Annotated in this window: 18 protein-coding genes and 1 riboswitch; of the genes, 7 read left to right on the top strand and 11 right to left on the bottom strand. The window is 68.1% G+C overall.

What is annotated here, in order from left to right:
* Window positions 1-16 precede the first annotated feature (16 nt).
* Together ACIOU8_RS05745 and ACIOU8_RS05740 are read right to left on the bottom strand one after the other, a co-directional pair.
* Window positions 17-1,639, bottom strand: coding sequence for an MFS transporter (locus ACIOU8_RS05745; protein ID WP_400786756.1), 1,623 nt, complete (start codon window positions 1,637-1,639; stop codon window positions 17-19).
* A complete protein-coding gene (locus ACIOU8_RS05740) occupies window positions 1,636-2,358 on the bottom strand; it encodes an ion channel (protein ID WP_400786754.1) in 723 nt (240 codons plus the stop codon). Before ACIOU8_RS05740 ends, ACIOU8_RS05745 begins: the two co-directional genes overlap by 4 nt.
* 188 nt (window positions 2,359-2,546) lie before the next feature.
* Between ACIOU8_RS05740 and ACIOU8_RS05735 the strand changes: the two genes are divergently transcribed.
* Window positions 2,547-3,632 carry an ATP-binding protein gene (locus ACIOU8_RS05735; protein WP_400786751.1) on the top strand — a complete coding sequence of 362 codons (1,086 nt, stop codon included), beginning with the start codon at window positions 2,547-2,549 and terminating at the stop codon, window positions 3,630-3,632.
* A gap of 16 nt (window positions 3,633-3,648) precedes the next feature.
* Here ACIOU8_RS05735 and ACIOU8_RS05730 read toward each other — a convergent pair whose 3' ends face one another.
* The 6 genes from ACIOU8_RS05730 to ACIOU8_RS05705 form a co-directional block, all read right to left on the bottom strand.
* Window positions 3,649-4,008: a Fe-S protein gene (locus ACIOU8_RS05730; RefSeq protein ID WP_400786748.1), complete on the bottom strand. Its 360-nt coding sequence runs from the start codon at window positions 4,006-4,008 to the stop codon at window positions 3,649-3,651.
* A gap of 55 nt (window positions 4,009-4,063) precedes the next feature.
* Window positions 4,064-4,537, bottom strand: a complete 474-nt coding sequence (gene ribH, locus ACIOU8_RS05725; RefSeq protein ID WP_056376023.1) for a 6,7-dimethyl-8-ribityllumazine synthase — start codon at window positions 4,535-4,537, stop codon at window positions 4,064-4,066.
* Window positions 4,534-5,802, bottom strand: coding sequence for a GTP cyclohydrolase II (gene ribA / locus ACIOU8_RS05720; protein ID WP_400786744.1), 1,269 nt, complete (start codon window positions 5,800-5,802; stop codon window positions 4,534-4,536). Before ribA ends, ribH begins: the two co-directional genes overlap by 4 nt.
* On the bottom strand, window positions 5,799-6,428 hold the full coding sequence (locus ACIOU8_RS05715) for a riboflavin synthase (RefSeq protein WP_400786741.1): 630 nt from the start codon (window positions 6,426-6,428) through the stop codon (window positions 5,799-5,801). The genes ribA and ACIOU8_RS05715 overlap by 4 nt, the downstream gene beginning before the upstream one ends.
* A complete protein-coding gene (gene ribD, locus ACIOU8_RS05710) occupies window positions 6,428-7,462 on the bottom strand; it encodes a bifunctional diaminohydroxyphosphoribosylaminopyrimidine deaminase/5-amino-6-(5-phosphoribosylamino)uracil reductase RibD (protein ID WP_400786738.1) in 1,035 nt (344 codons plus the stop codon). The genes ACIOU8_RS05715 and ribD overlap by 1 nt, the downstream gene beginning before the upstream one ends.
* Before the next feature lie 71 nt (window positions 7,463-7,533).
* A riboswitch (FMN riboswitch) is annotated at window positions 7,534-7,681 on the bottom strand.
* 53 nt (window positions 7,682-7,734) lie between these two features.
* Window positions 7,735-8,598: an Fpg/Nei family DNA glycosylase gene (locus tag ACIOU8_RS05705; RefSeq protein WP_400786735.1), complete on the bottom strand. Its 864-nt coding sequence runs from the start codon at window positions 8,596-8,598 to the stop codon at window positions 7,735-7,737.
* Window positions 8,599-8,728: 130 nt separating this feature from the next.
* Between ACIOU8_RS05705 and ACIOU8_RS05700 the strand changes: the two genes are divergently transcribed.
* Window positions 8,729-9,232, top strand: coding sequence for a helix-turn-helix transcriptional regulator (locus ACIOU8_RS05700; RefSeq protein ID WP_400786732.1), 504 nt, complete (start codon window positions 8,729-8,731; stop codon window positions 9,230-9,232).
* Complete coding sequence (locus ACIOU8_RS05695) at window positions 9,225-10,520, top strand: HipA domain-containing protein (protein ID WP_400786729.1); 1,296 nt, start codon at window positions 9,225-9,227, stop codon at window positions 10,518-10,520. Before ACIOU8_RS05700 ends, ACIOU8_RS05695 begins: the two co-directional genes overlap by 8 nt.
* Here ACIOU8_RS05695 and ACIOU8_RS05690 read toward each other — a convergent pair.
* Entirely contained in the window at window positions 10,517-11,080 is a 564-nt protein-coding gene (locus tag ACIOU8_RS05690) for a GNAT family N-acetyltransferase (protein WP_400786726.1), read from the bottom strand. The two genes, ACIOU8_RS05695 and ACIOU8_RS05690, sit on opposite strands and share 4 nt — an antisense overlap.
* A gap of 92 nt (window positions 11,081-11,172) precedes the next feature.
* On the opposite strand from ACIOU8_RS05690, the gene mfd reads away from it, so the two are divergent.
* On the top strand, window positions 11,173-14,736 hold the full coding sequence (gene mfd, locus ACIOU8_RS05685) for a transcription-repair coupling factor (protein WP_400786724.1): 3,564 nt from the start codon (window positions 11,173-11,175) through the stop codon (window positions 14,734-14,736).
* 10 nt (window positions 14,737-14,746) lie between these two features.
* On the opposite strand, the gene ACIOU8_RS05680 is transcribed toward mfd, so the two are convergent.
* Window positions 14,747-15,628: an SDR family oxidoreductase gene (locus ACIOU8_RS05680; RefSeq protein WP_400786722.1), complete on the bottom strand. Its 882-nt coding sequence runs from the start codon at window positions 15,626-15,628 to the stop codon at window positions 14,747-14,749.
* A gap of 152 nt (window positions 15,629-15,780) precedes the next feature.
* Between ACIOU8_RS05680 and ACIOU8_RS05675 the strand changes: the two genes are divergently transcribed.
* From ACIOU8_RS05675 to ACIOU8_RS05665, 3 genes are all read left to right on the top strand, one after another.
* Window positions 15,781-16,407 carry a gamma carbonic anhydrase family protein gene (locus ACIOU8_RS05675; protein WP_400786720.1) on the top strand — a complete coding sequence of 209 codons (627 nt, stop codon included), beginning with the start codon at window positions 15,781-15,783 and terminating at the stop codon, window positions 16,405-16,407.
* On the top strand, window positions 16,404-19,490 hold the full coding sequence (locus ACIOU8_RS05670) for an aminotransferase (RefSeq protein ID WP_400786717.1): 3,087 nt from the start codon (window positions 16,404-16,406) through the stop codon (window positions 19,488-19,490). The genes ACIOU8_RS05675 and ACIOU8_RS05670 overlap by 4 nt, the downstream gene beginning before the upstream one ends.
* Window positions 19,491-19,648: 158 nt before the next feature.
* Window positions 19,649-21,082, top strand: a complete 1,434-nt coding sequence (locus ACIOU8_RS05665) for an APC family permease (RefSeq protein ID WP_400786715.1) — start codon at window positions 19,649-19,651, stop codon at window positions 21,080-21,082.
* A gap of 68 nt (window positions 21,083-21,150) precedes the next feature.
* Here the strand turns inward: ACIOU8_RS05665 and gdhA are convergent, their stop codons facing one another.
* A complete protein-coding gene (gdhA, locus tag ACIOU8_RS05660) occupies window positions 21,151-22,521 on the bottom strand; it encodes an NADP-specific glutamate dehydrogenase (protein WP_400786712.1) in 1,371 nt (456 codons plus the stop codon).
* Window positions 22,522-22,589 lie beyond the last annotated feature (68 nt).

Here is a 22,589-nt window from a genome sequence, read left to right as displayed (position 1 = left end):
GGCGTGTGTAGAGCGGTCAGGGCTTCTCGACCGCGTCGGCGTCGTCTCTTCGCCGGATCGACACGTGTGCCGGGATGCCGCGCGAGAACAGGATCGACAGCAGGCTGATCAGGATCAGCCCGACGAATGATACGCGAAGCGACGAGAGCTGCGACTCGCGATAGATGTCGGCGAGCTCGCTCGCGTCCGCTTCGCCGAGGCCGGCTGTCTCACCGATTCCGACGACGTCCGCCGCGGGCACGACGGTGACGCCGCGGTCCGTCGCGACGCTCACCGTCTCGCGCACGTCGCTCGGCAGACCGCTCACGGCGACTCCCGACGCGAACGACGTCGACAGTGCGCCGATCAGCAGCGATCCGATCAGGGCCGTTCCGAGCGATGAGCCGAGATTCTGGAAGACGCCCTGCAGTCCGCCTGCTTCGCTCGTGTCCTTCTCGTTCACGCTCGACATGTTGACGTTGCCGAGCTGCGAGGCCAGGAGCCCCAGGGCGCTGCCGGCGAGGAACATGCCGGCCGCGAACAGGCCGCCGCGCAGGTCCTCGGTCACCGAACCGAGCAGCAGAACGGCGCTGAGCACGAGGGTCGACTGCCCGACTCTCACGATGCGGCGAGGGGACCACCTGCGCGACAGCGCGGTGCCGACGATCGAGAAGAGGATCAGGGAGACCGAGAGAGGGAAGATCGTGAGGCCCGTCTCGAGGGCGTCGAATCCGAGCGTCATCTGCAGGTAGACCGGAACCATGAAGAACAGCCCCGCCGTCACGGCATACTGGGCGCCGAGCACCGAGAGCCCGCTGCGCAGCGTCGTGATGGAGAACAGATCCGGCTGCATCAGAGGAGAGAGGCCACGGCGGATCAGCCATCGCTGCCAGCTGATGAAGAGCGCGATCAGAGCGGCTCCGAGCGCGATGCACCAGGTCGTCAGAGAGACGCCGAGGGGCGCGACCGGGACGCCCGCGATCTCGGGCGTGTGGAGAGGAATCACCCACCCCCACGTCTTGCTCTGCAGCATGCCGAAGACGATCAGGACGAGACCGGCCGACGACAGCAGGACACTGCCGATGTCGATGCGGATGCGCTGTCGCGGGGTGGAATCGGTGATGATGCGAGCGCACACGACGACCCCCACCATGATCACGACTTCGGCGACGAAGACGAAGCGCCAGCTGGAGTAGGTGGTCACCGCCCCGCCGATCAACGGACCCGCCGCGACCGCCGCACCGGACACGGCGCCGATGATGGCGAAGGCCGTGACGCGCTCAGCGCCGCGGTAGTTGTCGGCGACGAGGGCGGCGATCGCGGGGATCACGAGCACCGCGCCCAGCCCCTCGATGATCGACCAGCCCAAGAAGAGGAACCCGACGGACGGGCTCAGAGCGGTGATGAGGGAGCCTGCGGCATAGACGCACGACCCGATCACGAAGGCGCGGCGCCGTCCCCACACATCGCCGAGCTTGGCCCCGAGGAGCATGAACGCCGCCATGGTCAGGGTGTAGAACGTGATCGCCGCCTGCATCGCCGTCACGGAGGTGTCGAGATCACTCACGACGGTAGAGATCGACACGTTCATGACCGTGCCGTCGAGCACCATCACGAACTGCGCGGCCCCGAGGACGATGACGACGCCCCACTTCTTCATGACGACTCCTCGCGCGGGGCGTCCGCCCCGACGGACGGGCTGCGAGCGCCCCGCATGATGCGCGCGACCGCGGTGATCAGGAACAGCTGCCCGGTGATCGCCTCGGCGACGGCGATCGTCTGCACCCCGGACGAGACCGGCACGATGTTGCCGTAGCCGGTGGTCGTGAGAGTCGTGAAGGAGAAGAAGAGCTGGGTGGACAGCGAATCGACGACCTCTGCGCCGAAGATCGGCGCGACCGTGAGCAGCGCGACCAGGTTGTAGACGAGCGTGAAGAACATCCCGACCAGGACATACGCGGTGATCGCGGCGAGCAGAGCCTCGATGTCCAGGCCGCGCCGCCGCACCTGATGTCGGATGATCGCGACGGGCGCGATGAGGAAGGCGATCGCGGATGCCGCAGACAGCAGGATGTCGAGGCCCCTGCCCCCGGTGCCCAGCGCCGCGACCACGACGGTCGCGACGGCGGCGAGTGCGAGAATCGCCCATGCGATGTGCTGCACCCGCGGGCGTACCTCGGTCACCCAGAGCACGACGGCGACGGTCAGCAGCTGCACGGTCAGGGCCCATGGGCTGGGATCAGTCGTCGCCTGAGCGGCGCTGAAGGCATACGAGGCACCCACGAGCGCGAGGACCAGCCAGTACCCGCTCCGTCTGCGGCCCGCGTCGCGCCGTTCCTGGAACGTGCTCGCATCCGCCGATCGACGACTCGTGTCCATGCGGTTGTCCGTTCTGAGATCTCGGTGACCCGAGTCGGACGCAAGTATCACAGGGGTCGGCCGGGGTATCCAGGGGGGATCATCCGAACAGGATGAGGATGCGGCTCCTTCGTGCGGGCCAGGCCGAGATCATCCGCATCGGGTGATCTCGGCTCGTCGGACGCGCCACCCGTCGCTAGGGTGACCGCATGACGGAGCTGACCATCGGATCCCTGACCGCCGACGCTGCAGAGCCCGTGCACCTGGACGCACGCCGTTTCAACCGGCACACCTTCTGGTGCGGGCAGAGCGGCAGCGGCAAGACATACGCGCTCGGCGTGGTGCTCGAGCAGCTCCTGCTGCGCACCGAGCTGCCGATGCTCATCCTCGATCCGAACGCCGACTTCGTGAGGCTGGCGGAGACGAGGGCGGGGGCTTCGACCGAGCATGCGGCCACCATCGCGCAGACCGACATCCGCGTGTTCCGGTCGGGACACGGTGAGGGTGACAAGGTCCACGCGCGGTATGTCGATCTATCTCCTGCCGCGAAGGCCGCGGTGCTGCAGATCGACCCGATCGCGGATGCCGAGGAGTACAACGCGCTGCTGCACTGGTCGGTGAGCACCACGGACTTCGATACCGACGAGATGCTCCGTGACTTCCGGGCGTCCGGTGACCCCGCGTACATCCGGCTCGCGAATCGGATGGAGAACCTGCAGGTGCTCGAGTGGGATCTGTGGTCGCGAGGCGCGGGCTCCGTCGTCGACGTGATCGATGAGCGGCCGCGGGCGACCGTTCTGGATCTCGGCGGATTCGATCATCCAGCCGAACCGAAGGTCGCGGCCCTCGCAGTGCTCGAATCGCTGTGGACGCAGCGTGAGAGCCGTCGACCGCTTCTGATCGTGATCGACGAGGCGCACAATCTCTGCTCGCCCGAGCCGCGCACCACCGTCGAGAGAGCTCTCACCGAGAGGCTCGTGCAGATCGCGGCGGAGGGACGCAAGTTCGGGCTGTGGCTCTTCCTGTCGACGCAGCGCCCGACCAAGATCCACCCCAACGTGCTGTCGCAGTGCGACAACCTCGGTCTGATGCGCGTGAACGCCCCGCGGGACATCGCCGAGCTGGCCGAGGTGTTCGGCTTCGTCGGGGAGGACGACATCCGTCGGGCCCAGGGATTCGCTCAGGGACAGGCGCTGTTCGCCGGTGGGTTCATCGCCCAGCCGACGTTCACGCAGATGGGGGAGCGGCTGACCGAGGAGGCCGGAGCAGACGTGCGAGTGCCGCTGCGCCCGTGACCGTGTGGCCCGCGGATCACCGCCAGATCGCTGCGATGCCTGCGTTGAGCGCCGTCAGGATGCCGACGAGCCAGAACATGGCGACGGGGACCGACCCGGACTTGCGCTGCTTCGCGGTGCCGATGCCGAGGAGTGCGCCGATCACGAGGAGCACGACGAGCTTCGTGCCGATCTTGGCGTAGTTCATCTCGACGCCCTCGGGGAGTCCCCACGGTGCCGCGAGTGCGAGGCCGGCGATCGCGGCGATCGTCATGCCGATGCTCATCAGACGGGTGAACTCACGCTTGCCGCCGAAGGCCTGCACCGCCCAGGCGCCGAACAGCACGGCGAAGCCGATCAGGTGGACGAACAGAACGACGTGGCGCAGAGTCTCCATGCCCTCACGCTAGGAGCACACGGGGTGCGCGCGCCAGCAAGGGCAGGCTGACCTCTCAGCCGCGCAGCGCGCGCACGAGGAGAGCGGTGCGCAGCGCGGCATCCGCGGCCTCCGCGCCCTTGTCCTCCTTCGAGCCCTCGAGACCGGCACGGTCGAGGCCCTGCTTCTCGTCGTCGAGAGTGAGCACTCCGAAGCCCACAGGCTTGCCGGCATCGAGCGAGACGCGGGTCAGCCCGTCGGTGGTCGCGGCTGACACGTACTCGAAGTGCGGGGTTCCTCCGCGGATGATCACGCCGAGCGCGACCACGGCATCCGCCCCGCCCGCGAACGCGGCCTGAGCGGCGAGCGCGAGTTCGAACGAGCCGGGCACGCGCACGAGCCGGTATGCGGCGTCTGCCTCGTCGAGGACGCGCTGCGCACCGGCGATCAGTCCGTCGGTGATGACGTCGTGCCACGTGCCTGCGACGATCACGACCTTCAGTCCGCGTCCGTCGATCTTCTCGGTCTTGGGTGCTCCTGCGCCGCTCATGCGTCGTCCTTCCGTCCGTCGGCGAGAGCCTCTGCGAGCTCCGCCTCTCCGATGATGTGACCCATCCGGTCACGCTTCGTCTCGAGGTACTGGTGGTTGTTCGGTCCGACGCCGACGATCAGCGGCACCTGCTCGACGACGTCGAGTCCGAGGCCGCGCAGCTGGTTCACCTTGTCGGTGTTGTTCGTCAGCAGGCGCACCTTCGACACTCCGAGGTCGGCGAGGATCCCGGCCGCAGCCGCGTAGTCGCGGGCGTCGGCGGGGAGGCCCAGGGCGAGGTTGGCGTCGACGGTGTCGAGGCCCTCCTCCTGCAGGCTGTACGCGCGGAGCTTGTTGATCAGGCCGATACCGCGTCCCTCGTGCCCGCGCATGTAGATGACGACGCCGCCGTCCTGTTCGATCGAGTCGAGCGCGGCATCGAGCTGGGGGCCGCACTCGCACTTGAGCGAGCCGAAGGCCTCGCCGGTCAGGCATTCCGAGTGCACGCGCACGAGAGCCGTCTCACTGAGCTCACCCGATACGACGGCGATGTGGTCGGTGCCGGTCACCCTGTCCTTGTAGGCCAGGAAGCGGAACGTCCCGTGCGTGGTGGGCACGGTGGCATCCGCGCGCAGGCTCACGCGCCGGCTGGCGCGTTCGGGGGACCAGCCGGTGGGGTCGACCTCGTTGAGGTGGCCGATGAGCTGCTCGATCGTGATGACCGGCACCCCGTCTCGTGCGCCCAGTTCGATGAGCCCGGGAAGCCGCATCATGCTGCCGTCCTCGGCGACGACTTCGGCGATCGCGCCCACCGGGCGGAGACCGGCGAGTTTCATCAGATCGACCGCGGCCTCGGTGTGGCCGCTGCGCTCGCGCACGCCGCCGTCCACTGCGCGGAGGGGGAGCACATGTCCGGGACGGATGATGCTCGTCGCCGTCGACTCGGGGCTCGCGAGGACGTTCAGGGTATGCGCGCGGTCGTGCGCGCTGATGCCGGTGGTCACGCCCTCGGCCGCGTCGACGCTCACCGTGTAGGCGGTCGAGCGTGCGTCCTCGGACGCCGCGACCATCGGCTGCAGGTTGAGGTTGTCGGCGAGGTCGGCGGGCATCGGCGCGCAGATGAAGCCGGATGACCAGCGCACCGTCCAGGCGACCCATTCGGGTGTGGCGAGCTCGGCCGAGAGGATGACATCGCCCTCGTTCTCGCGGTTCTCATCGTCTGCGACGAGAACCGGTCGCCCGGCGCGGAGGGCCTCGAGGGCCTCGGTGATGGTGGAAAGGCTCATCGCGAGCCTCCTTCCGGTGCTGCCCTGAACGCCAGCAGACGTTCGACGTGGCGGGCGAGGATGTCGGTCTCGAGGTTCACGCGGTCGCCGACCGCACGCGAGCCGAGGGTGGTGGCGGCGAGGGTCTCGGGAATGAGCGAGATCTCGAACCAGTGCGCATCGATTTCGACGGGGCTGACGGCGCTCACCGTGAGCGAGGTGCCGTCGACCGAGATGGAACCCTTGTCGACCACGAGCGGCGCGAGGTCGCCCGGCAGCGAGATGCGCAGCACGCTCCACTGCTCACCGGGGCGAACCTCGAGCACCGTGCCGACACCGTCGACGTGCCCCTGCACGATGTGACCGCCGAGTCGGGCACCGACCGGCATCGCCTTCTCGATGTTCACCCGGGTGCCGACGGTCGCTCCGCCGAGGGCGGCGACATCGAGGGTCTGCTTCATCACATCGGCGTCGAAGGTGTCGGCCGTCGACTCGACGACCGTGAGGCAGACGCCCGAGACCGCGATGGATTCGCCGTGCACGGCGTCGGAGACAGCTCTGGGCGCCCGAACAGTCAGGCGCCATCCGTCTCCGGCGGGCGCGATCGCGGTGATCTCACCGATCTCCTCGATGATTCCGGTGAACATCAGGCGGCTCCTTCTTCCGTGGTGAGCACGGGGTGTGCGACGGCGAGCAGGTCGGCGCCCAGGAGCAACCACTGCTCGATCGTCAGGCGTCGGGCGGCGTGCATGGTGCCGACGCCGATGTCGGTGAGGGCGAGCCGGTCGCCGCCGAGCAGCACGGGCGCTATGTAGGCGAGCACGCTGTCGGCGAGTCCGGCTGCGATGACAGCGCTCGCGAGCGTCGGGCCCCCTTCGACGAACACGCTCTGGATGCCGCGCGAGTGCAGCTCGGCGAGCACGGCGTGCAGATCGTGAGTGTCGTAGAAGAGCGGCGTCTTCGGGTGCCGACGGACCGCCGCGTCGTCGGGGGTCGGGCGAGAGCCGATCACGACGGGGATCGGCTGGTGCTCGTGGAGCGCATCGCCGTCGCGCGCTGTCAGCGACGGGTCGTCGGAGAGCACGGTGCCGGTGCCGACGACGATCGCGTCCGCAGCGGCTCGACGTCGATGGACGTCGGCCCTGGCCTCCGGCCCGGTGATCCACTGGCTGCTGCCATCGCATGCCGCCGCGCGGCCGTCGAGGGACTGTGCCCATTTCACGGTGACGTGCGGGCGCCCCAGGCGCTGAGCGGTGAGCCAGCCGTCGATGATCTCGTGCGCGATACCGGCCTGCTCGCCCGAATCGACGCTCACGCCCGCGGCGCGGAGGCGATCGCCGCCGCCGCCCGAGACCTCGCCCGGGTCGTCGAGGGCGTACACGACGCGCGAGACGCCCGCGTCGATGAGCGCGACGGCGCACGGGCCGGTTCGTCCGGTGTGGTTGCAGGGTTCCAAGGTCACGACGGCGGTCGCACCGTCGGCGGCGCCGGGCGCGAGCTTCGCGAGCGCATCGACCTCGGCATGCGGCGTGCCGGCCCCGCGGTGCCAGCCTTCGGCGATGATCTCGCCCTCGGGGGAGAGGATGACGGCGCCGACCTGCGGGTTCACGCCTCGAGGGCCGAGCGTCGCGAGCTCGAGCGCACGGGTCATCGCCCGCCGTTCCGCCTCGTTCACTGCCATCCGTGGTCCTCTCTGAGGCTCCGGGGATTCTCCTCGAGGGGAGACGTCGGCAGAACGCGCGCGCGGCGGCGCACCGTGCTGCCTCCCTTCCGGACTAGCGAGGCTGCGCCTCGCACCACCGTCGGTTCCGGAATTCCACCGGATCGGCATCTCGGAGAACCGAGACGCTCGCGGACTGTCACCGCCGGTTCGGATTCTCACCGACCCCGGAGCACGTTGATGCTCTGAGTGTACTCAACACATCTGACTGCGTTTCATTCCGCGTCGAAGTGCTACTTGAGCAGTCGTGACAGGCGACGATCGGCGAGCGGTTTGCCTCCGGTCTGGCAGGTGGGGCAATACTCCATCGAGCGGTCGGCGAAGAAGACGCTGCGCACGGTGTCTCCGCACACCGGGCAGGCCTCGCCGCGGCGGGCGTGCACCTGCATCCCTCGGCGCTTCGCGTCTTTCAGGTCGGCCGGAGGTTTTCCCGAGGCCTCGGCCACGGCATCCGTCAGCGTCGTCTGCATCGCCGCGAACAGGCGGTCGATCTCGTCATCGTCGAGCTTGTCGGCGATCGCGTAGGGCGACATGCGCGCCGCATGCAGGATCTCGTCGGAGTAGGCGTTCCCGATCCCGGCGATCACGCTCTGGTCTCGCAGCAGCCCCTTGATCTGGGTGCGGCGTCCGTCGAGCAGCCCGGCGAACACGTCACGGGTGAATGTCGCCTCGAGTGGGTCCGGCCCGAGGCGAGCGATGCCGGGCACCTCCTGCGGGTCGCGCACGACATAGACGGCGAGCGACTTCTTCGTCCCCGCCTCTGTCAGGTCGAATCCACTCTCGTCGTCGAGGCCCACCCGCACGGCGATGGGCGACTTGCCGGGCTTGATGAGGGTCGTCGGCAGAGTCTCATACCATCGCAGCCAGCCCGCCTTGGCGAGATGAAAAACGAGGTGCAGCTCGTCGCCGCACGAGAGCACGATGAACTTGCCGTGGCGCGAGGCCGCGGTGATCTCTGATCCGTGCAGAGCGGTGTTGGGCGGGTCGTAGGTCTTCAGGGCCGCAATCGCGCCCACGCTCGTGCGGATGATCGTGCGCCCCACCGTGCGTCCGGCGAGGAATGCGGTCAGGCCTTGGACTTCCGGCATCTCAGGCATGCGCTCATCCTGCCACCGACGTCGGACACGCGGCTAGACCACCCAATGTTGCAGCTGTGTAACACGCCGCAGATGTTATGCTTGCATGACATTCATGCGATGTTATATCCGCGCAACCTTCGGAGGTGTCATGAGGACCGTCCGCCCCGTAGATTTCGCGCGCGTCGCAAAGCAGCGACGTGTCGATCTCGGTTACACCCAGCAACGCCTGGCAGACCGCTTGGGCGTATCCCGGCAGCTCATCGCGCGTTTCGAGAACGGCGTCGGAGATCCGGCGCTGAGCACAGTGCTTCGCATCCTCACCGAGCTCGGTCTCGATATCGACACGAGCGTGCGGGGCAGCGAGTCGGTGGAGACGCCCGCGCGCCCCCTCGCGATCGCCGTCCCCAGAATCGATGTGTCGGGCATGGACCGCGCCTGGACGCGTATCGCCGATGTCGCCCAGTCCTCCGTTGCTCGGGATACTGACACGAGGGAAGAGCTGCGCAGCTCCGTTGACCCCGTCCCACAGCGCGCGGTCGCGCCCGAAGCCCTCGCCGCGGCGCTGCGTGAAGCCAGCGCCGCGCTGTTGAGGCGAGTGCCCGAACAGCCCGGTCTCGACGGCTCGAAGACGGAGGGTGACTCAGATGTCTAGTCTCGACGTTCACATCTATGGAACGCGCGCCGCGACCATCGAGCGGCGAGGGCGGCGGGACTACAGGATCCGATACGACCCGGAATATCTGTCGGATCCCGATGCGGTGCCGCTCTCGACGCGTCTGCCCTTGGCCAGCACGCCGCATACCGGCGACGATGTGCTGCGGGTTCTCGAGGGGTTCCTGCCAGACCGGCCGGAGGTGCTCGAGCGGTGGGCGCGAGACGCCGGCCTACCGGACATCGAGGTATTCGGACTTCTCAGGGCGTTCGGTGAGGACGTCGCCGGAGCAGCCGTCTTCCTTCCCTCGGGGAGCGCGCCGAATCGACGTCATCGCCTCGAACCACTTTCACGGTCCGAGATCGCGGAGAGAATCCGCAGTGTTCGGGCTGATTCCTCTGCCTGGACAGCGGGCTCGACGGATCATCGGTTCTCGTTGGGTGGCGCTCAGGGCAAGTTCGCACTCGCCTTCGACCGCGACGGATGGCATGAGCCGTTCGACGCCGCCCCGTCGACCCACATCTTCAAGCCGGGAATCGAGAGATACCCGGAGTCGGACGTGACCGAGCACATCATCATGGAGCTCGCCAGGGCACTCGACCTTCCCGTGGCCAACACCGAGATGCAGGAGTTCGACGGAGAGCGGATCCTCGTGGTCGAGCGCTTCGACCGCATCCGGAGCGCTGACGGTGTGACGCGCATCCATCAGGAGGACTTCGCGCAGGCGATGGGGGTCTCCACGCTGCGCAAGTACGAGGTCGACGGCGGACCGGGGATCGAGGACATCTCCGGGGTGCTGAAGCGGAATGCCGACCCGACTTCGCTGACGGCGTCGCTGCGGGTCTTTGGCGCGAGCCTGGTGTTCGCGTGGCTCATTGCGCACAACGACGGGCACGCGAAGAACTATTCGATGCGGCTCCTCCCCGGGCGCACGGAACTGGCGCCGCTCTACGATCTCAACAGCTACCTGCCCTATATCGACCCGGCGAGACTACGAGGCAGAGATCCCGCGTTCGCTCACGAGGTCGAACTCGCATTCTCGATCGGAGGAGCGCGGCGGATAGCCGACTTCACATCGACGCACTGGGGACAGTTGGAGAGCACCCTCAGGTTGCCTCGCGGCACGCTGGTCGCGTACGCCATCGATGCGGCTGATCGCATGGTCGGGGAACTCAACAAGGTTCTGGACGGACTCGATTCGCGCTTCCATTCAGAGCGCTCGGAGGCGCTCCGAACGGGGCTCTTCCTTCGCAGGCAGAGCGCACTCCGCGTGTTGTCACTCGGCTAGAGGACGGGCCAGTCCACCGGAGCGCGATCGTCGGTCGCGAGAAGCCCGCCGAACCATCCGTCGTCGCGGCCGCGATCGTTGGTGAGCGCCTGCCGGGCGTATCCCTCGTAACGGAATCCCAGCGCACGGGCAGCCCTCGCCGAGGGGATGTTGCCGGCGACCGCGCGCCAGCCGAGGCGGGCCAGGCCGAGCTCGTCGAACCCCCAGCCCACGACGGCGCGAGCGGCCTCGACGAGGTAGCCGTTGCCGCGGGCCGTCGCGGTGACCCAGTAGCCGATCTCCGCGTCTCCGCCCGTCGGGTGCTCGATGATGTGATGCAGCCCGATCGAGGCGACCAGCTCGCCGTCGCGGTAGGCGCACCAGATCGCCTGGCTGCCGTCTGCCCACCACTCACCGATCAGGCGCACATACTCAGCAGCGTCCGCGCGGCTGTACGGGCTCGGCACGGTGGTCCACCGAGGGATCTCCGGATCCTGACAGGCCGCGGTGATCGCGTCGATGTCGGACTCGTCCGGCACGTGCAGGACGAGACGCTCGGTGGTGAGAGTGACCGGTTCCATCCCGGCATCCTACGGCTCGCGCAGCGCGTGTCCACGACGATCCCGATGCCGGCGGCGATGCCGGTGTCGGTGGTCGCGACTAGGCTTGTGCGGTGACTGTGCCGGGGATTCTGCGCGCCTTGGAAGAGGCATCTCTTTTTCGTGACGCTCTGACGTGGGCGCAGACCGACGCCGATCTCGGCCTCGTCGACGGCCTCGACGCTCCGGCACTCGCCGGTCTGCTCGAGAAGCGCCGAGCAGCGGGGCACCCGGCCGCGCTCCTGACCGTCGTCCCGACGGGCCGACGAGCCGAGAGTCTCGCGGCCGCGCTCGCCGCGTACATCCCCGATGCCGAGGTCGTGATCTTCCCCGCGTGGGAGACGCTGCCGCACGAGCGCCTCAGCCCCAGCGCCGACACGGTGGGTCAGAGACTGCAGACCCTGCGTCGCATCGCGGAGTGGTCGGGTGATCACCCCCTCGTCGTCGTCGCCTCGGTGCGCGCCGCCCTCCAGCCGATCGCCGGCAACCTCGGCGAGATCGCACCGCTCGAGCTGCGCACCGCAAGCCGCGGTCACGAACTCGACCACGTCGTCGAGCAGCTCGTCGAACGGGCCTATTCGCGCGTCGACATGGTGTCGCGCCGAGGCGAGTTCGCCGTCCGCGGCGGCATCCTCGACGTCTTCCCCGCGATCTCCGAGCATCCGTTCCGCGTCGAGTTCTTCGGCGACGAGATCGACCAGATCCGCTCGTTCTCCGTCGCCGATCAGCGCTCGCTTCCGGGCGATGTCGACGGCGTCGATCTGCCGCCGAGCCGCGAGCTGCTGCTGACACCTGACGTACGCGATCGCGCGCGAGCGCTGATCGGTGGGTTTCCGGCGATCGCCGGCATGCTCGAGAAGATGGCCGAGGGCATCCCGGTCGAGGGCATGGAATCTCTTCTTCCGGCTGTCTCCGGTCCGCTCAAGTCGCTCGCGGAGTACCTGCCGGAGGGCAGCGCGACCGCCGTCGTCGACCCCGAGCGGTCGAGTGCCCGTGCGATCACGCTGGGCGAGACGAACCGCGAGTTCCTCGATGCGGCCTGGAGCGCGGCGACCTCGGGTGCGTCGGCTCCCATCGATCTCGGTGCCGGCGACTTCCTCACCATCGCCCGGCTGCGCGAGGTCGTGCGCGATCGCGGCGGCGTCTGGTGGCGACTGAGCCCGTTCTCGATGGGCGGCGAAGACGCCGAGACCGTCGACGCCTCGGTCATCCCGTCGTTCCACGGCAACGTCGACGGTGCGATCTCGTTCGTCGAGGCGAAGGTCGCAGACGGCTGGCGTGTCGTCGTGATCGCCGCCGGAGCGGGCCTGGTCGACCGTGCCCGCGACGTGCTCTCCGACCGGGAAGTCGCCGCTCGCATCGTGTCCGAGCTGACCGACGCCCCTGACGCCGGTGTCGCGACTCTCGTCACCGGCTCGGTGGAGTCCGGATTCCAGATCCCCGAGGCCAAGCTCGCGGTCCTCACCGACAACGAGTTCTACGGGCGGACGATCGGCGGCGACCAGCGGGTCGTCAAGAAGCTCGCGTCGCGCCGCAAGAACGTCGTCGATCCGCTGCAGCTCAAGCAGGGCGACTTCGTCGTGCACAACACGCACGGCATCGGCCGTTTCGTCGAGATGACGCAGCGCGAGGTCTCGACCGGCGGACGCAACGCGACGAAGTCGGTGCGTGACTATCTCGTGCTCGAGTACGCGCCGTCGAAGCGGGGTTATCCCGGCGACAAGCTCTATGTGCCCACCGATCAGCTCGATCTGCTCTCGAAGTACGTCGGCGGTGAGGGGCCGACCCTCTCGAAGATGGGCGGCAGCGACTGGTCGCAGGCGAAGGGCAAGGCTCGCAAGGCCGTGCGCGACATCGCCGTCGAGCTGGTCAAGCTGTATTCGGCGCGGATGAGCGCGAAGGGCCACGCGTTCGGACCCGACACGCCGTGGCAGCGCGAGCTCGAAGAGGCGTTCCCGTTCGCCGAGACCCTCGATCAGCTGCAGACCATCGACGAGATCAAGGCCGACATGGAGCGACCGATCCCGATGGACAGGCTGCTCTCGGGCGATGTCGGCTTCGGCAAGACCGAGGTGGCCGTGCGCGCGGCGTTCAAGGCGATCCAGGACGGCAAGCAGGTCGCGATGCTCGTGCCGACCACGCTGCTCGTCAAGCAGCACCTCGAGACGTTCACCGAGCGCTTCGCCGGATTCCCCGTCAAGGTGCGTCCGCTGTCGCGCTTCCAGACCGACAAGGAGGCCCGACTCACCCTCGAGGGCCTGCTCGACGGCACGGTCGACATGGTGATCGGCACGCACCGCATCCTCACCGACCAGGTCATGTTCAAAGACCTCGGCCTGATGATCATCGACGAGGAGCAGCGCTTCGGCGTCGAGCACAAGGACACTCTCAAGAAGATGAAGACGAACGTCGACATCCTCGCGATGAGCGCCACTCCGATCCCTCGAACACTCGAGATGGCCGTCACCGGCATCCGTGAGATGTCGACCCTGGCGACTCCGCCGGAGGACCGGCATCCGATCCTCTCGTTCGTCGGCCCCCGCAGCGACAAGCAGATGGCGGCGGCGATCCGCCGAGAGATCCTGCGCGAGGGCCAGGTGTTCTTCGTGCACAACCGCGTGCAGTCGATCCAGCGTGTCGCGGCCCAGCTCGCCGAGCTCGTGCCCGAGGCGCGCATCGCCGTGGCGCACGGTCAGATGGGCGAGCACGCACTCGAGCAGGTCGTCGACGACTTCTGGGAGCGCAAGTTCGATGTGCTCGTCTCGACCACGATCATCGAGACCGGTCTCGACATCGCGAACGCCAACACGATCATCATCGACCGAGCCGACAAGTACGGCCTGAGCCAGCTGCATCAGCTGCGCGGACGTGTCGGTCGCGGCCGCGAGCGCGCCTATGCGTACTTCCTCTACGACGAGATGAAGCCGCTCAGCGAGACGGCGGCCGACCGGCTGCAGACGATCGCGGTGAACAACGACCTCGGATCCGGAATGCAGGTCGCGCTGAAAGACCTCGAACTGCGCGGTGCCGGCAACCTGCTCGGCGGCGAGCAGGCCGGCCACATCGCCGGCGTCGGATTCGACCTCTACCTCCGGATGATCGGCGAGGCCGTCGCCACGTTCCGCGGCGAAGACGTCGAGTCGGGTCAGGAGCTGCGCCTCGAGCTGCCCTTGGACGCGCGCATCCCCGAGTACTACATCGACAGTGAGCGACTTCGTCTCGAGGCGTACCAGAAGCTGTCCGCGGCGTCGACGGCGACGGCGAAGGACGACGCGATCGATCTCGTCATCGACGAGCTCACCGACCGCTACGGCACCCCTCCCGACGAGGTCACAGGCCTGATCGCCGTCTCCCGCCTTCGTCGTCGCGCGGCCAGAGCCGGGCTTTCCGACGTCGTGGTCATGGGGTCGAACCTGCGCATCGCGCCGGCCCGACTCGAGGATTCGATCAAGGTGCGCCTGCAGCGGCTGTACCCCAAGGCGAAGCTGGTCGGCGGGGGCGAGGCGCTCGTCGTGCCGATGCCGACGGTGCCCGCCGCCGTGGGAGTCGGACTCGAACCGCTGCAGGCGGCCGAGCTGCTCGACTGGGTCGGCCAGCTGTTCACGGCGATCTTCCCCGAGCCGGTCACGGTGGAGTGACGGGAGCCGGCTACAGCGAGAATCCGCCGTCGGTGGTCAGCACCTGACCGACCACCCAGGAGCCGGCGTCCGTGCACAGCCAGCCGATCAGCCGAGCCGGGTCGTCGGGCCTGCCGACGCGACCGAACGGGGTGCCCGCGATCCAGTCCTCGACGCCGGACAGATCGCGATCCGTGGTGTCTGCATCGAGGTAGCCCGTGTTCACCGGGCCCGGATTGACCGTGTTCAGCACGATCCCGACATCGAGCAGCTCCGCGGCCGTCGAGCGCGTGATTCCCGCGAGCGCGGCCTTGCTCGTCGCATACGAGATCTCACCGCGCATCGCTCCGTGCCCCTGACCCGACGTCATCCAGACGACGTGAGCCGTCGGCTTCTCGAAGGGGCCGAGCGACGGGATGCTGTCGCCCGGACGGCCGACCGGAGTGCCGGCACCGCCGAGTTCATGGCGTACTCGATTCGCCAGCCCGGCTGTGAGCAGCAGCGAGGCGCGCGTGTTGGCCTGCCAGTGCGCGTCGAGTCGGTCGGCTGTCATGTCGAAGATCGTGCCGTCGCCGCCGCTCATCGCCTGGTTGCAGACGACGATGTCGAGTCGTCCCGAAAGCGATGAAGCCGCATCGAGCAGCGGTTCGATGCTGTCGGGGTCGCGGAGATCCGCCTCGGCGTCGCCCATCACGGCGCCGGATGCGAGGGAGCCGCGGATGCCTGCGCGAACCGCGTCGAGGTCGTCCCCGCCCCACGGATGGTCGAGATCATGGGGGCGGAAGTGGTGGAAGAACACGTTCGCGCCGAGAGAGGCGAGCGTCGTCGCGGTCGCGAATCCGATGCCGCGTCTGCGGGAGACGCCGGTCACCAGAGCGGTGCGTCCGAACAGGGGAAGGTCGTGGGAGCGCATGGCGATGAGCCTTTCGATCGATGAAGCCGCAGGCGGGCCCGATGGCGGCCGGAGGCGGGGAGGGATCGAGTCATCTGCATTGCATGGGCGCCAGCGTAGCAGGGGCTCGGTCAGCCTTCTCGGCACCGTCAGGTCAGCGCTACGCTGGCGTCATGTTGTACGAGCACCTCGGGGCTCGGCCCCGGATCCATGACACCGCTGTCGTCGCTCCCACCGCCGTGATCTCCGGAGACGTGACCATCGGCCCTGACTGCCAGGTGCTGCACGGCGCCGTCATCACCGCCGAGGGAGGACCGATCACGATCGGCGCGCACGTCATCGTGATGGAGAACGCGCTCATCAGGGCCACGGCCGCGAATGCCGTGCACATCGGTTCGCACACGCTCGTGGGAACGCTCGCGAGCATCGCCGGGGCGACCGTCGGAGAAGAGGTCTTCTTCGCGTCCGGCGCACGGATCTTCAACGGAGCGCTGGTGGGTGATCGATGCGAGGTCCGTGTGAACGCCATCGTGCACCGACGGGCGGTGCTGCCGGCCGGGACGGTCGTGCCGATCGGCTGGGTCGCGGTCGGAGATCCCGTGCAGCTCCTCTCTCCAGACAGGGAGGCGGAGATCTCTGCCGCACAACCCGAACTCGACTTCCCGGGGCACGTCTTCGGCGTGGATCGCGACACACCCGACCTCATGGTGCAGCTGACCGAGCGCTACGGCAGCTCGCTGGCCCGGCACGCCGACGACGTGCGTGTCGACACCGACGGCCGCGCGGCGGGTCGAGGGTGAGTGACGGCTCAGGGCTCGTCCGACCCGACGTCAGCACGGACGACGCCGCGCTGATCGCCCGCGAATGCTACGGAGTCGAGGCGGCGGCGAGCGAACTCGGCAGCAATCAGGACCGCAACTTCGTGCTGGTCGAGCCGGACGGATCGCGCAGCGTGCTGCGCGTCGACAACCCCGTCTTCGGCGACGACGTGCGAGCCGCGCAGCACGAGGCTCTCGACGCGTACCGCCGTGCCGGCGTGCGGGTTCCTGCCGTGCTTGCAGGACGCGACGGCGAGCTCACCCAGCGCTGGCGGGGATTCGCGGTGCGACGCAGTGAGTTCGCCGAGGGGGAGTCGATGGTCGACGCGGGCTACCTCGCCCCCGTCGTGCTCGCCGAGTTCGGCACTCTGGCAGCGGCATCCGTGAATGCGCTTGCTGGTCTCGCGCATCCGGGGCTCGAGCGCGACCAGATGTGGGACATGCGCGTCGCGTATGAGCAGATCAGCGCGCTCGCCGCGTCGGTGACAGAGGCCGAGCTGCGCTCCCGAGTGCGCGCGGCCACGGAGGATGCACAGCAGGCGCTGTCGATCGTCGCCGCTGCGCTGCCGGTGCAGCCGATCCACGGCGATCTCACCGACGACAACGTGACCGGGATGCGAGGTGCCGATTCCCGATTGCACCCGCACACCGTGCTCGACCTGGGAGACCTGGGGCTCGGCTGGCGGGTCGCCGAACTGGCGGTATGCGTCTCGTCGATGCTGCACCACGAGCCCGAGCGCCCGCTTCGGGTGCTCGAGACCGTGGCCGCGTTCCATGCCGACGCACCGCTCATCCGTGATGAGGCGCTCGCGGTGTGGCCGCTGGTCGTGCTGCGTGCCGCTCTGCTCGTCGCGAGCGGCTGGAGACAGCTCGAGATCGACGGCGACAACGACTACGCCCGCGAGCGGATCGCGGGCGAGCAGGCCATCTTCGATGCCGCGACTGCCGTTCCGCTCGCCGAGGCGACCGAGCTGGTGCTCGCTCGGCTCGGGTTCGCATCGCCGGAGTTCGAGGTGCCCGCGGGCACTGCCTCCCGCCCGGTGGAGCCCGCGCCCGAGGACGTCGTGCCCGAGAGCACCGCGTCCGAGGACGTCGCGCCCGAGAACACCGCGCCCGAGAGCACCGCGCCCGAGAACACCGTGCCCGACGACTCTGACGATGCGCACGCCGAGCTGTCGACTCTGCTTCCGGAGCTCGACGGCCGCGTCGTCGTGGTCGACCCGGGTGTCGAGGCCGAGGGGCTGGATGCGGGGCGGTGGGCGCATCCCGACGCGGAGGCGCTCCTCGTCGCCGAGGCGCATGCGAGGGGCGCTCGAGCTGCCGTCGTGCCCTACGGTGTGTTCCGGCTCACTCGTACGACGGTCGACACGGCGAGCGCCGCTGCCACCTGGCCGGTCGAGACCGAGGTGCACGTCGCACCCGGACCCTCGTCGCGAATGATCGCGCCGGCAGAGGGCGAGCTGAAGATCACCGACGGCGGAGTGCGCATCGCGCTCGACACCGGGTGGGTGCTCGAGCTCCGGGGTGCCGACCTCGAGCCCAATCGCAGCGGACGCATCGAGCGGGGCGAGAGCATCGGCAGGCTCGCGGCTTCGTTCGAGAACAGGACGATCGTCGTCGGCCTCAGGCGAGACGATGCGCCGCCGACTCCGGCTGCGCGGCCCGATGAACCCGTCGCGCATCTCGTCACACCTGATCGCGTCGCGGCGTGGTCCCGCTTCACGGCAGACCCCGCCGGGCTGCTCGGGCTTCCCTCCCACGCGCAGCACGACCACGCCGACCAAGAGCTCAGGCGCAGGGAGCGCATCTTCGCGACCGCGCAGGAGCGCTATTACGAGCATCCGCCGCAGATCGAACGCGGCTGGCGGCATCATCTGGTCGACACGACCGGTCGCAGCTACGTCGACATGGTGAACAACGTCGCGGGACTCGGACACGGTCACCCCACGGTGGCGGCTGCGGCGAATCGCCAGCTGAAGACGCTCGCCACCAACTCGAGGTTCCTGTTCCGCGGTCTCGCCGAGTACAGCGAGAGGCTGATCGCGCTGATGCCCGAGGGGAGCGGTCTCGACACCGTGCTGCTCGTGAACAGCGGCTCGGAGGCGGTCGATCTCGGCATCCGACTGGCTCAGGCAGCCACCGGGCGACGCACGGTGGTGGCGCTGCGTGAGGCCTACCACGGGTGGACGATGGCGAGCGATGCGGTCACGACCAGCGCCTACGACAACCCGCATGCTCTCGCGACGCGTCCCGACTGGGTGCACGTCGCCGACGTGCCCAACCCGTTCCGCGGCACCTATCGCGGCCGCGACACGGCTGGCCGCTACCTCGCAGACCTCGCCGCAGACCTCGACGGTCTCGCCGCAGACGGCGGAGACCCCGCCGCGTTCCTGTGCGAGTCCGTGCTCGGAAACGCCGGGGGAGTGCTCTTGCCCGACGGCTATCTGGCGGGCGCCTACGAGCTCGTGCGCGCGCGTGGTGGTCTCTGCATCGCCGACGAGGTGCAGGTGGGCTTCGGTCGCATGGGGTCGAGCTTCTGGGGATTCGAGCAGTCCGGAGTGATGCCCGACATCGTCACGATCGCCAAGCCGATGGGCAACGGCTTCCCCATCGGAGGTGTGATCACATCGAAGCGGATAGCCGACGCGCTCACCACCCAGGGGCAGTTCTTCTCCTCGGCCGGTGGCAGCACGCTCAGCAGCAGCGTCGGCCTCGCCGTCCTCGATGCGATGGTCGAGGACGACCTGCAGCGCAACGCACTCGAGGTCGGCCGGCATCTGGCGGGCGCTCTTCGTGCGCTGGCGCATCGGCATCGGCTGATCGGTCCGGTACACGGCGAGGGGCTCTATCTCGGCGTCGAACTGGTGCGCGATCGCGAGACGATGGAGCCGGCGGATGCCGAGGCCGCCGCGATCTGCGAGCGGATGCGGGAGCTCGGCGTGATCGTGCTCACGACCTCGGAGCGCTCGAACGTGCTGAAGATCAAACCTCCGCTCTGCCTGACGATCGAGAGTGCCGACCACGTCGTCGCCATGCTCGACCGCGTTATGGGTGAAGGCTGGTGATCGGAGGAGGATCTTCGAATCGAGTCGGTTCTCGGCATGTTAAATGCGTATTTCGAATCAGATCTGCTCTTCCGCTGAGGAATAACTCGGGTCCATACTGAGCGACAGCGTCGGACAGCCCGAAGTCCGGCCCATGCACTGTTCCCGAAGGAGTACTCATGGACACGCCCCTCAAGACGAAACCGCTCGCGCAGGGCGGCGGAACACTTCGACGCAATCTCGGTCTCTGGGCGATCGTCGGTCTCGGTCTCGGCTACATGACGCCGACCGTCGTGTTCGACACGTTCGGCATGGTGGCCCGCGACACCGACAACGTCGTCCCTGCCGCCTACCTCGTCGCTCTGGTGGTGATGGTGTTCACCGCCGTCAGCTACGGCAAGATCTCCCGGGCCATCCCGAGCGCCGGCTCCGCCTACACCTACGTGCGCGAATCGATCCATCCCAACCTCGGATTCATGGTGGGCTGGACCTCGCTCATCGACTACGTGCTGCTTCCCATGGTCAACTGCCTCATCATCCGCAGCTACCTCGAGGCGCTGTTCCCCGACATCCCCGGCTGGATCTGGGTGGTGCTCTACTGCCTCCTCGTCACGAGCATCATCTACATGACCATGCGCGGCACCTCGAACATGAACATGATCCTGCTGGTGTTCTCGATCGTCGTGATGGTCGTGTTCGTCGTCATGGTCGTCGCCCAGCTGATGCGCGGCGAAGGAGCGGCCACGATCGCCTCGGCAGCCCCGTTCATCCACGACGGGGCGACCATCAGCGCGGTGCTCATGGGCGCCACGATCGTCTGCTTCTCGTTCATCGGATTCGACGCTGTCACCATGTACGCCGAAGAGGCGAAGGACCCGAAGACGATGCCGAAGGCGATCCTGCTCACGGTGCTGCTCGGTGGTGCGATCTTCCTCATCGCGGGGTACGTCACGCAGCTGCGCTTCCCCGACTGGAACGAGTTCGCCCCGGGCGGCGACATGCAGTACGTCGAGGACTCGACGCTGCCGATCATCGGAAACCTCGTCGGCGGCAACGTGCTCATGGCCGTGTTGACGGCCGCAGGGTTCTGCGCCACCCTGGCATCGGGTCTCGCCTCCCACGCGTCGGTGTCGCGCATGCTGCTGGTGATGGGTCGCAACAACGTGCTGCCGCAGAAGGCATTCGGATACATCAACCCGCGCACGCACACGCCGACGTTCAACATCGTGCTGGTGGGCGCGATCTCGCTGCTGGCGATCCCGTTCACGCTCGAGCTGATCGCGGCGTGGATCAACTACGGCGCGCTGATCGCCTTCACCTTCGTCAACATCTCGGTGATCGCATGGTTCGCGATCCGCAAGGGTCGGCGCCACACACCGCGCGACATCTTCTCGTACATCGTGATGCCGGGAATCGGCATGCTGCTCACCGGGCTGCTGTGGGTCAACCTGCACCCGGACGCCCTCGTGGGCGGCCTGACCTGGACGGCCCTCGGCCTGATCTATCTCGCCGTCATCACCAGGGGCTTCCGGAAGAAGGTCGTCGCGTTCGACGAGAATCAGGCGGTGACCGGGTTCAACAAGGTCGTCAAGGTCCCGGTCGACGAGAGCTGACACGGGATGCAGAAGAGCCGCCACCCGCGAGGGGGCGGCTCTTCATCCGTGCACGCGGCGCGAGCCGGTCAGATCACGCCCTGTGCGAGCATCGCGCCGGCGACGCGCTCGAAGCCGGCGATGTTCGCACCTGCGACGTAGTCACCCGCGACGTCGTAGCGCTCCGCCGCGTCGAAAGCGGCGCTGTGGATGTCGGCCATGATCTCGCGCAGCTTGTTCTCGCTCGCGTCGAAGCTCCACCGCTGACGTGAGGCGTTCTGGCTCATCTCGAGTGCGGAGGTCGCCACGCCACCGGCGTTCGCCGCCTTGCCGGGGGCGAAGAGCACGCCGGCGCTCTGGAAGGCATCGACGGCGGCAGGCAGGCAGGGCATGTTCGCTCCCTCGGAGACGGCGCGCACGCCGTTCGCGATCAGGGCCTCGGCGGCATCGAGGTCGAGCTCGTTCTGCGTGGCGGAGGGCACGGCGATGTCGACGGGCACCTCCCAGACGCTGCCGCCCTCGACGAAGCGCGCGCCGGGGCGCCGGTTCGCGTACTCGACGATGCGGGCGCGCTCGACCTCTTTGATCTGACGCAGCAGGTCGACGTCGATGCCTGCGTCGTCGACGACGTAGCCCGACGAGTCGGATGCGGTCACAGCGGTCGCGCCGAGCTGCGAGGCCTTCTGGATCGCGTAGATCGCGACGTTGCCCGACCCCGAGACTCCGACGCGCTTGCCGTCGAGCGAGTCGTTGTGCACGCCGAGCATCTCCTGTGCGAAGAACACGGCCCCGTATCCGGTGGCCTCGGTGCGCACCTCGGCGCCGCCCCAGCCGGTGCCCTTGCCCGTGAACATGCCCGACTCGTGGCGGTTGGTGATCTTGCGGTACTGGCCGAAGAGATAGCCGATCTCGCGGCCGCCGACACCGATGTCTCCGGCGGGGACGTCGGTGTGCTCGCCCAGGTGGCGGTAGAGCTCGCTCATGAACGACTGGCAGAAGCGCATGATCTCGGCATCCGACCGACCGTGCGGGTCGAAGTCGGAGCCGCCCTTGCCGCCGCCGATGCCCTGTCCGGTGAGCGCGTTCTTGAAGATCTGCTCGAACCCGAGGAACTTGATGATCGACAGGTTGACCGAGGGGTGGAAGCGCAGACCGCCCTTGTACGGGCCGAGAACAGAGGAGAACTGGACGCGGTAACCGCGATTGACCTGCAGGCGACCGGCGTCATCGACCCACGGCACCCGGAACAGGATCTGACGCTCGGGCTCGACCAGACGGTCGAGGATGCCGCCGTCGACGAACTGGGGGTTGCGCGCGAGCACCGGCGCGATCGAGTTCAGCACCTCGTGCACGGCCTGCTGGAACTCGGGCTCGTGCGGGCTGCGGGCGAGCACCGTGTCGAACACGGGCTGCACGGAGTCTGCGAGCGGGTGGAAGTCGGCTGATGGCGAAGAGGTCACGCGAAAGAGCTTTCTGATCGGGGGATGGTGCTGCGTGCGATCGTGTCGCGTGAGGGTGCGCCGGATCG

Origin of the sequence: Microbacterium sp. NPDC087589 (assembly GCF_044743635.1) — a bacterium.
In the GTDB taxonomy this organism is placed as follows: Bacteria; Actinomycetota; Actinomycetes; order Actinomycetales; family Microbacteriaceae; genus Microbacterium.
The sequence above is the reverse complement of the archived record's forward strand: the minus strand, read 5'-3'. Positions and strand labels throughout refer to the sequence as shown.

Excerpts from the sequence above, each read along its gene's own strand:
- ACIOU8_RS05690 (WP_400786726.1), bottom strand. The coding sequence starts at position 11,080 with ATGGAACCGGTCACTCTCACCACCGAGCGTCTCGTCCTGCACGTGCCG.
- ribD (WP_400786738.1), bottom strand. The coding sequence starts at position 7,462 with ATGGCAGTGAACGAGGCGGAACGGCGGGCGATGACCCGTGCGCTCGAG.
- ACIOU8_RS05730 (WP_400786748.1), bottom strand. The coding sequence starts at position 4,008 with ATGGAGACTCTGCGCCACGTCGTTCTGTTCGTCCACCTGATCGGCTTC.
- ACIOU8_RS05740 (WP_400786754.1), bottom strand. The coding sequence starts at position 2,358 with ATGGACACGAGTCGTCGATCGGCGGATGCGAGCACGTTCCAGGAACGG.
- ACIOU8_RS05715 (WP_400786741.1), bottom strand. The coding sequence starts at position 6,428 with ATGTTCACCGGAATCATCGAGGAGATCGGTGAGATCACCGCGATCGCG.
- ACIOU8_RS05695 (WP_400786729.1), top strand. The coding sequence starts at position 9,225 with ATGTCTAGTCTCGACGTTCACATCTATGGAACGCGCGCCGCGACCATC.
- ACIOU8_RS05745 (WP_400786756.1), bottom strand. The coding sequence starts at position 1,639 with ATGAAGAAGTGGGGCGTCGTCATCGTCCTCGGGGCCGCGCAGTTCGTG.
- ACIOU8_RS05680 (WP_400786722.1), bottom strand. The coding sequence starts at position 15,628 with ATGCGCTCCCACGACCTTCCCCTGTTCGGACGCACCGCTCTGGTGACC.
- ACIOU8_RS05735 (WP_400786751.1), top strand. The coding sequence starts at position 2,547 with ATGACGGAGCTGACCATCGGATCCCTGACCGCCGACGCTGCAGAGCCC.
- ACIOU8_RS05705 (WP_400786735.1), bottom strand. The coding sequence starts at position 8,598 with ATGCCTGAGATGCCGGAAGTCCAAGGCCTGACCGCATTCCTCGCCGGA.
- ACIOU8_RS05675 (WP_400786720.1), top strand. The coding sequence starts at position 15,781 with ATGTTGTACGAGCACCTCGGGGCTCGGCCCCGGATCCATGACACCGCT.
- ribA (WP_400786744.1), bottom strand. The coding sequence starts at position 5,802 with ATGAGCCTTTCCACCATCACCGAGGCCCTCGAGGCCCTCCGCGCCGGG.
- ACIOU8_RS05665 (WP_400786715.1), top strand. The coding sequence starts at position 19,649 with ATGGACACGCCCCTCAAGACGAAACCGCTCGCGCAGGGCGGCGGAACA.
- ribH (WP_056376023.1), bottom strand. The coding sequence starts at position 4,537 with ATGAGCGGCGCAGGAGCACCCAAGACCGAGAAGATCGACGGACGCGGA.
- ACIOU8_RS05700 (WP_400786732.1), top strand. The coding sequence starts at position 8,729 with ATGAGGACCGTCCGCCCCGTAGATTTCGCGCGCGTCGCAAAGCAGCGA.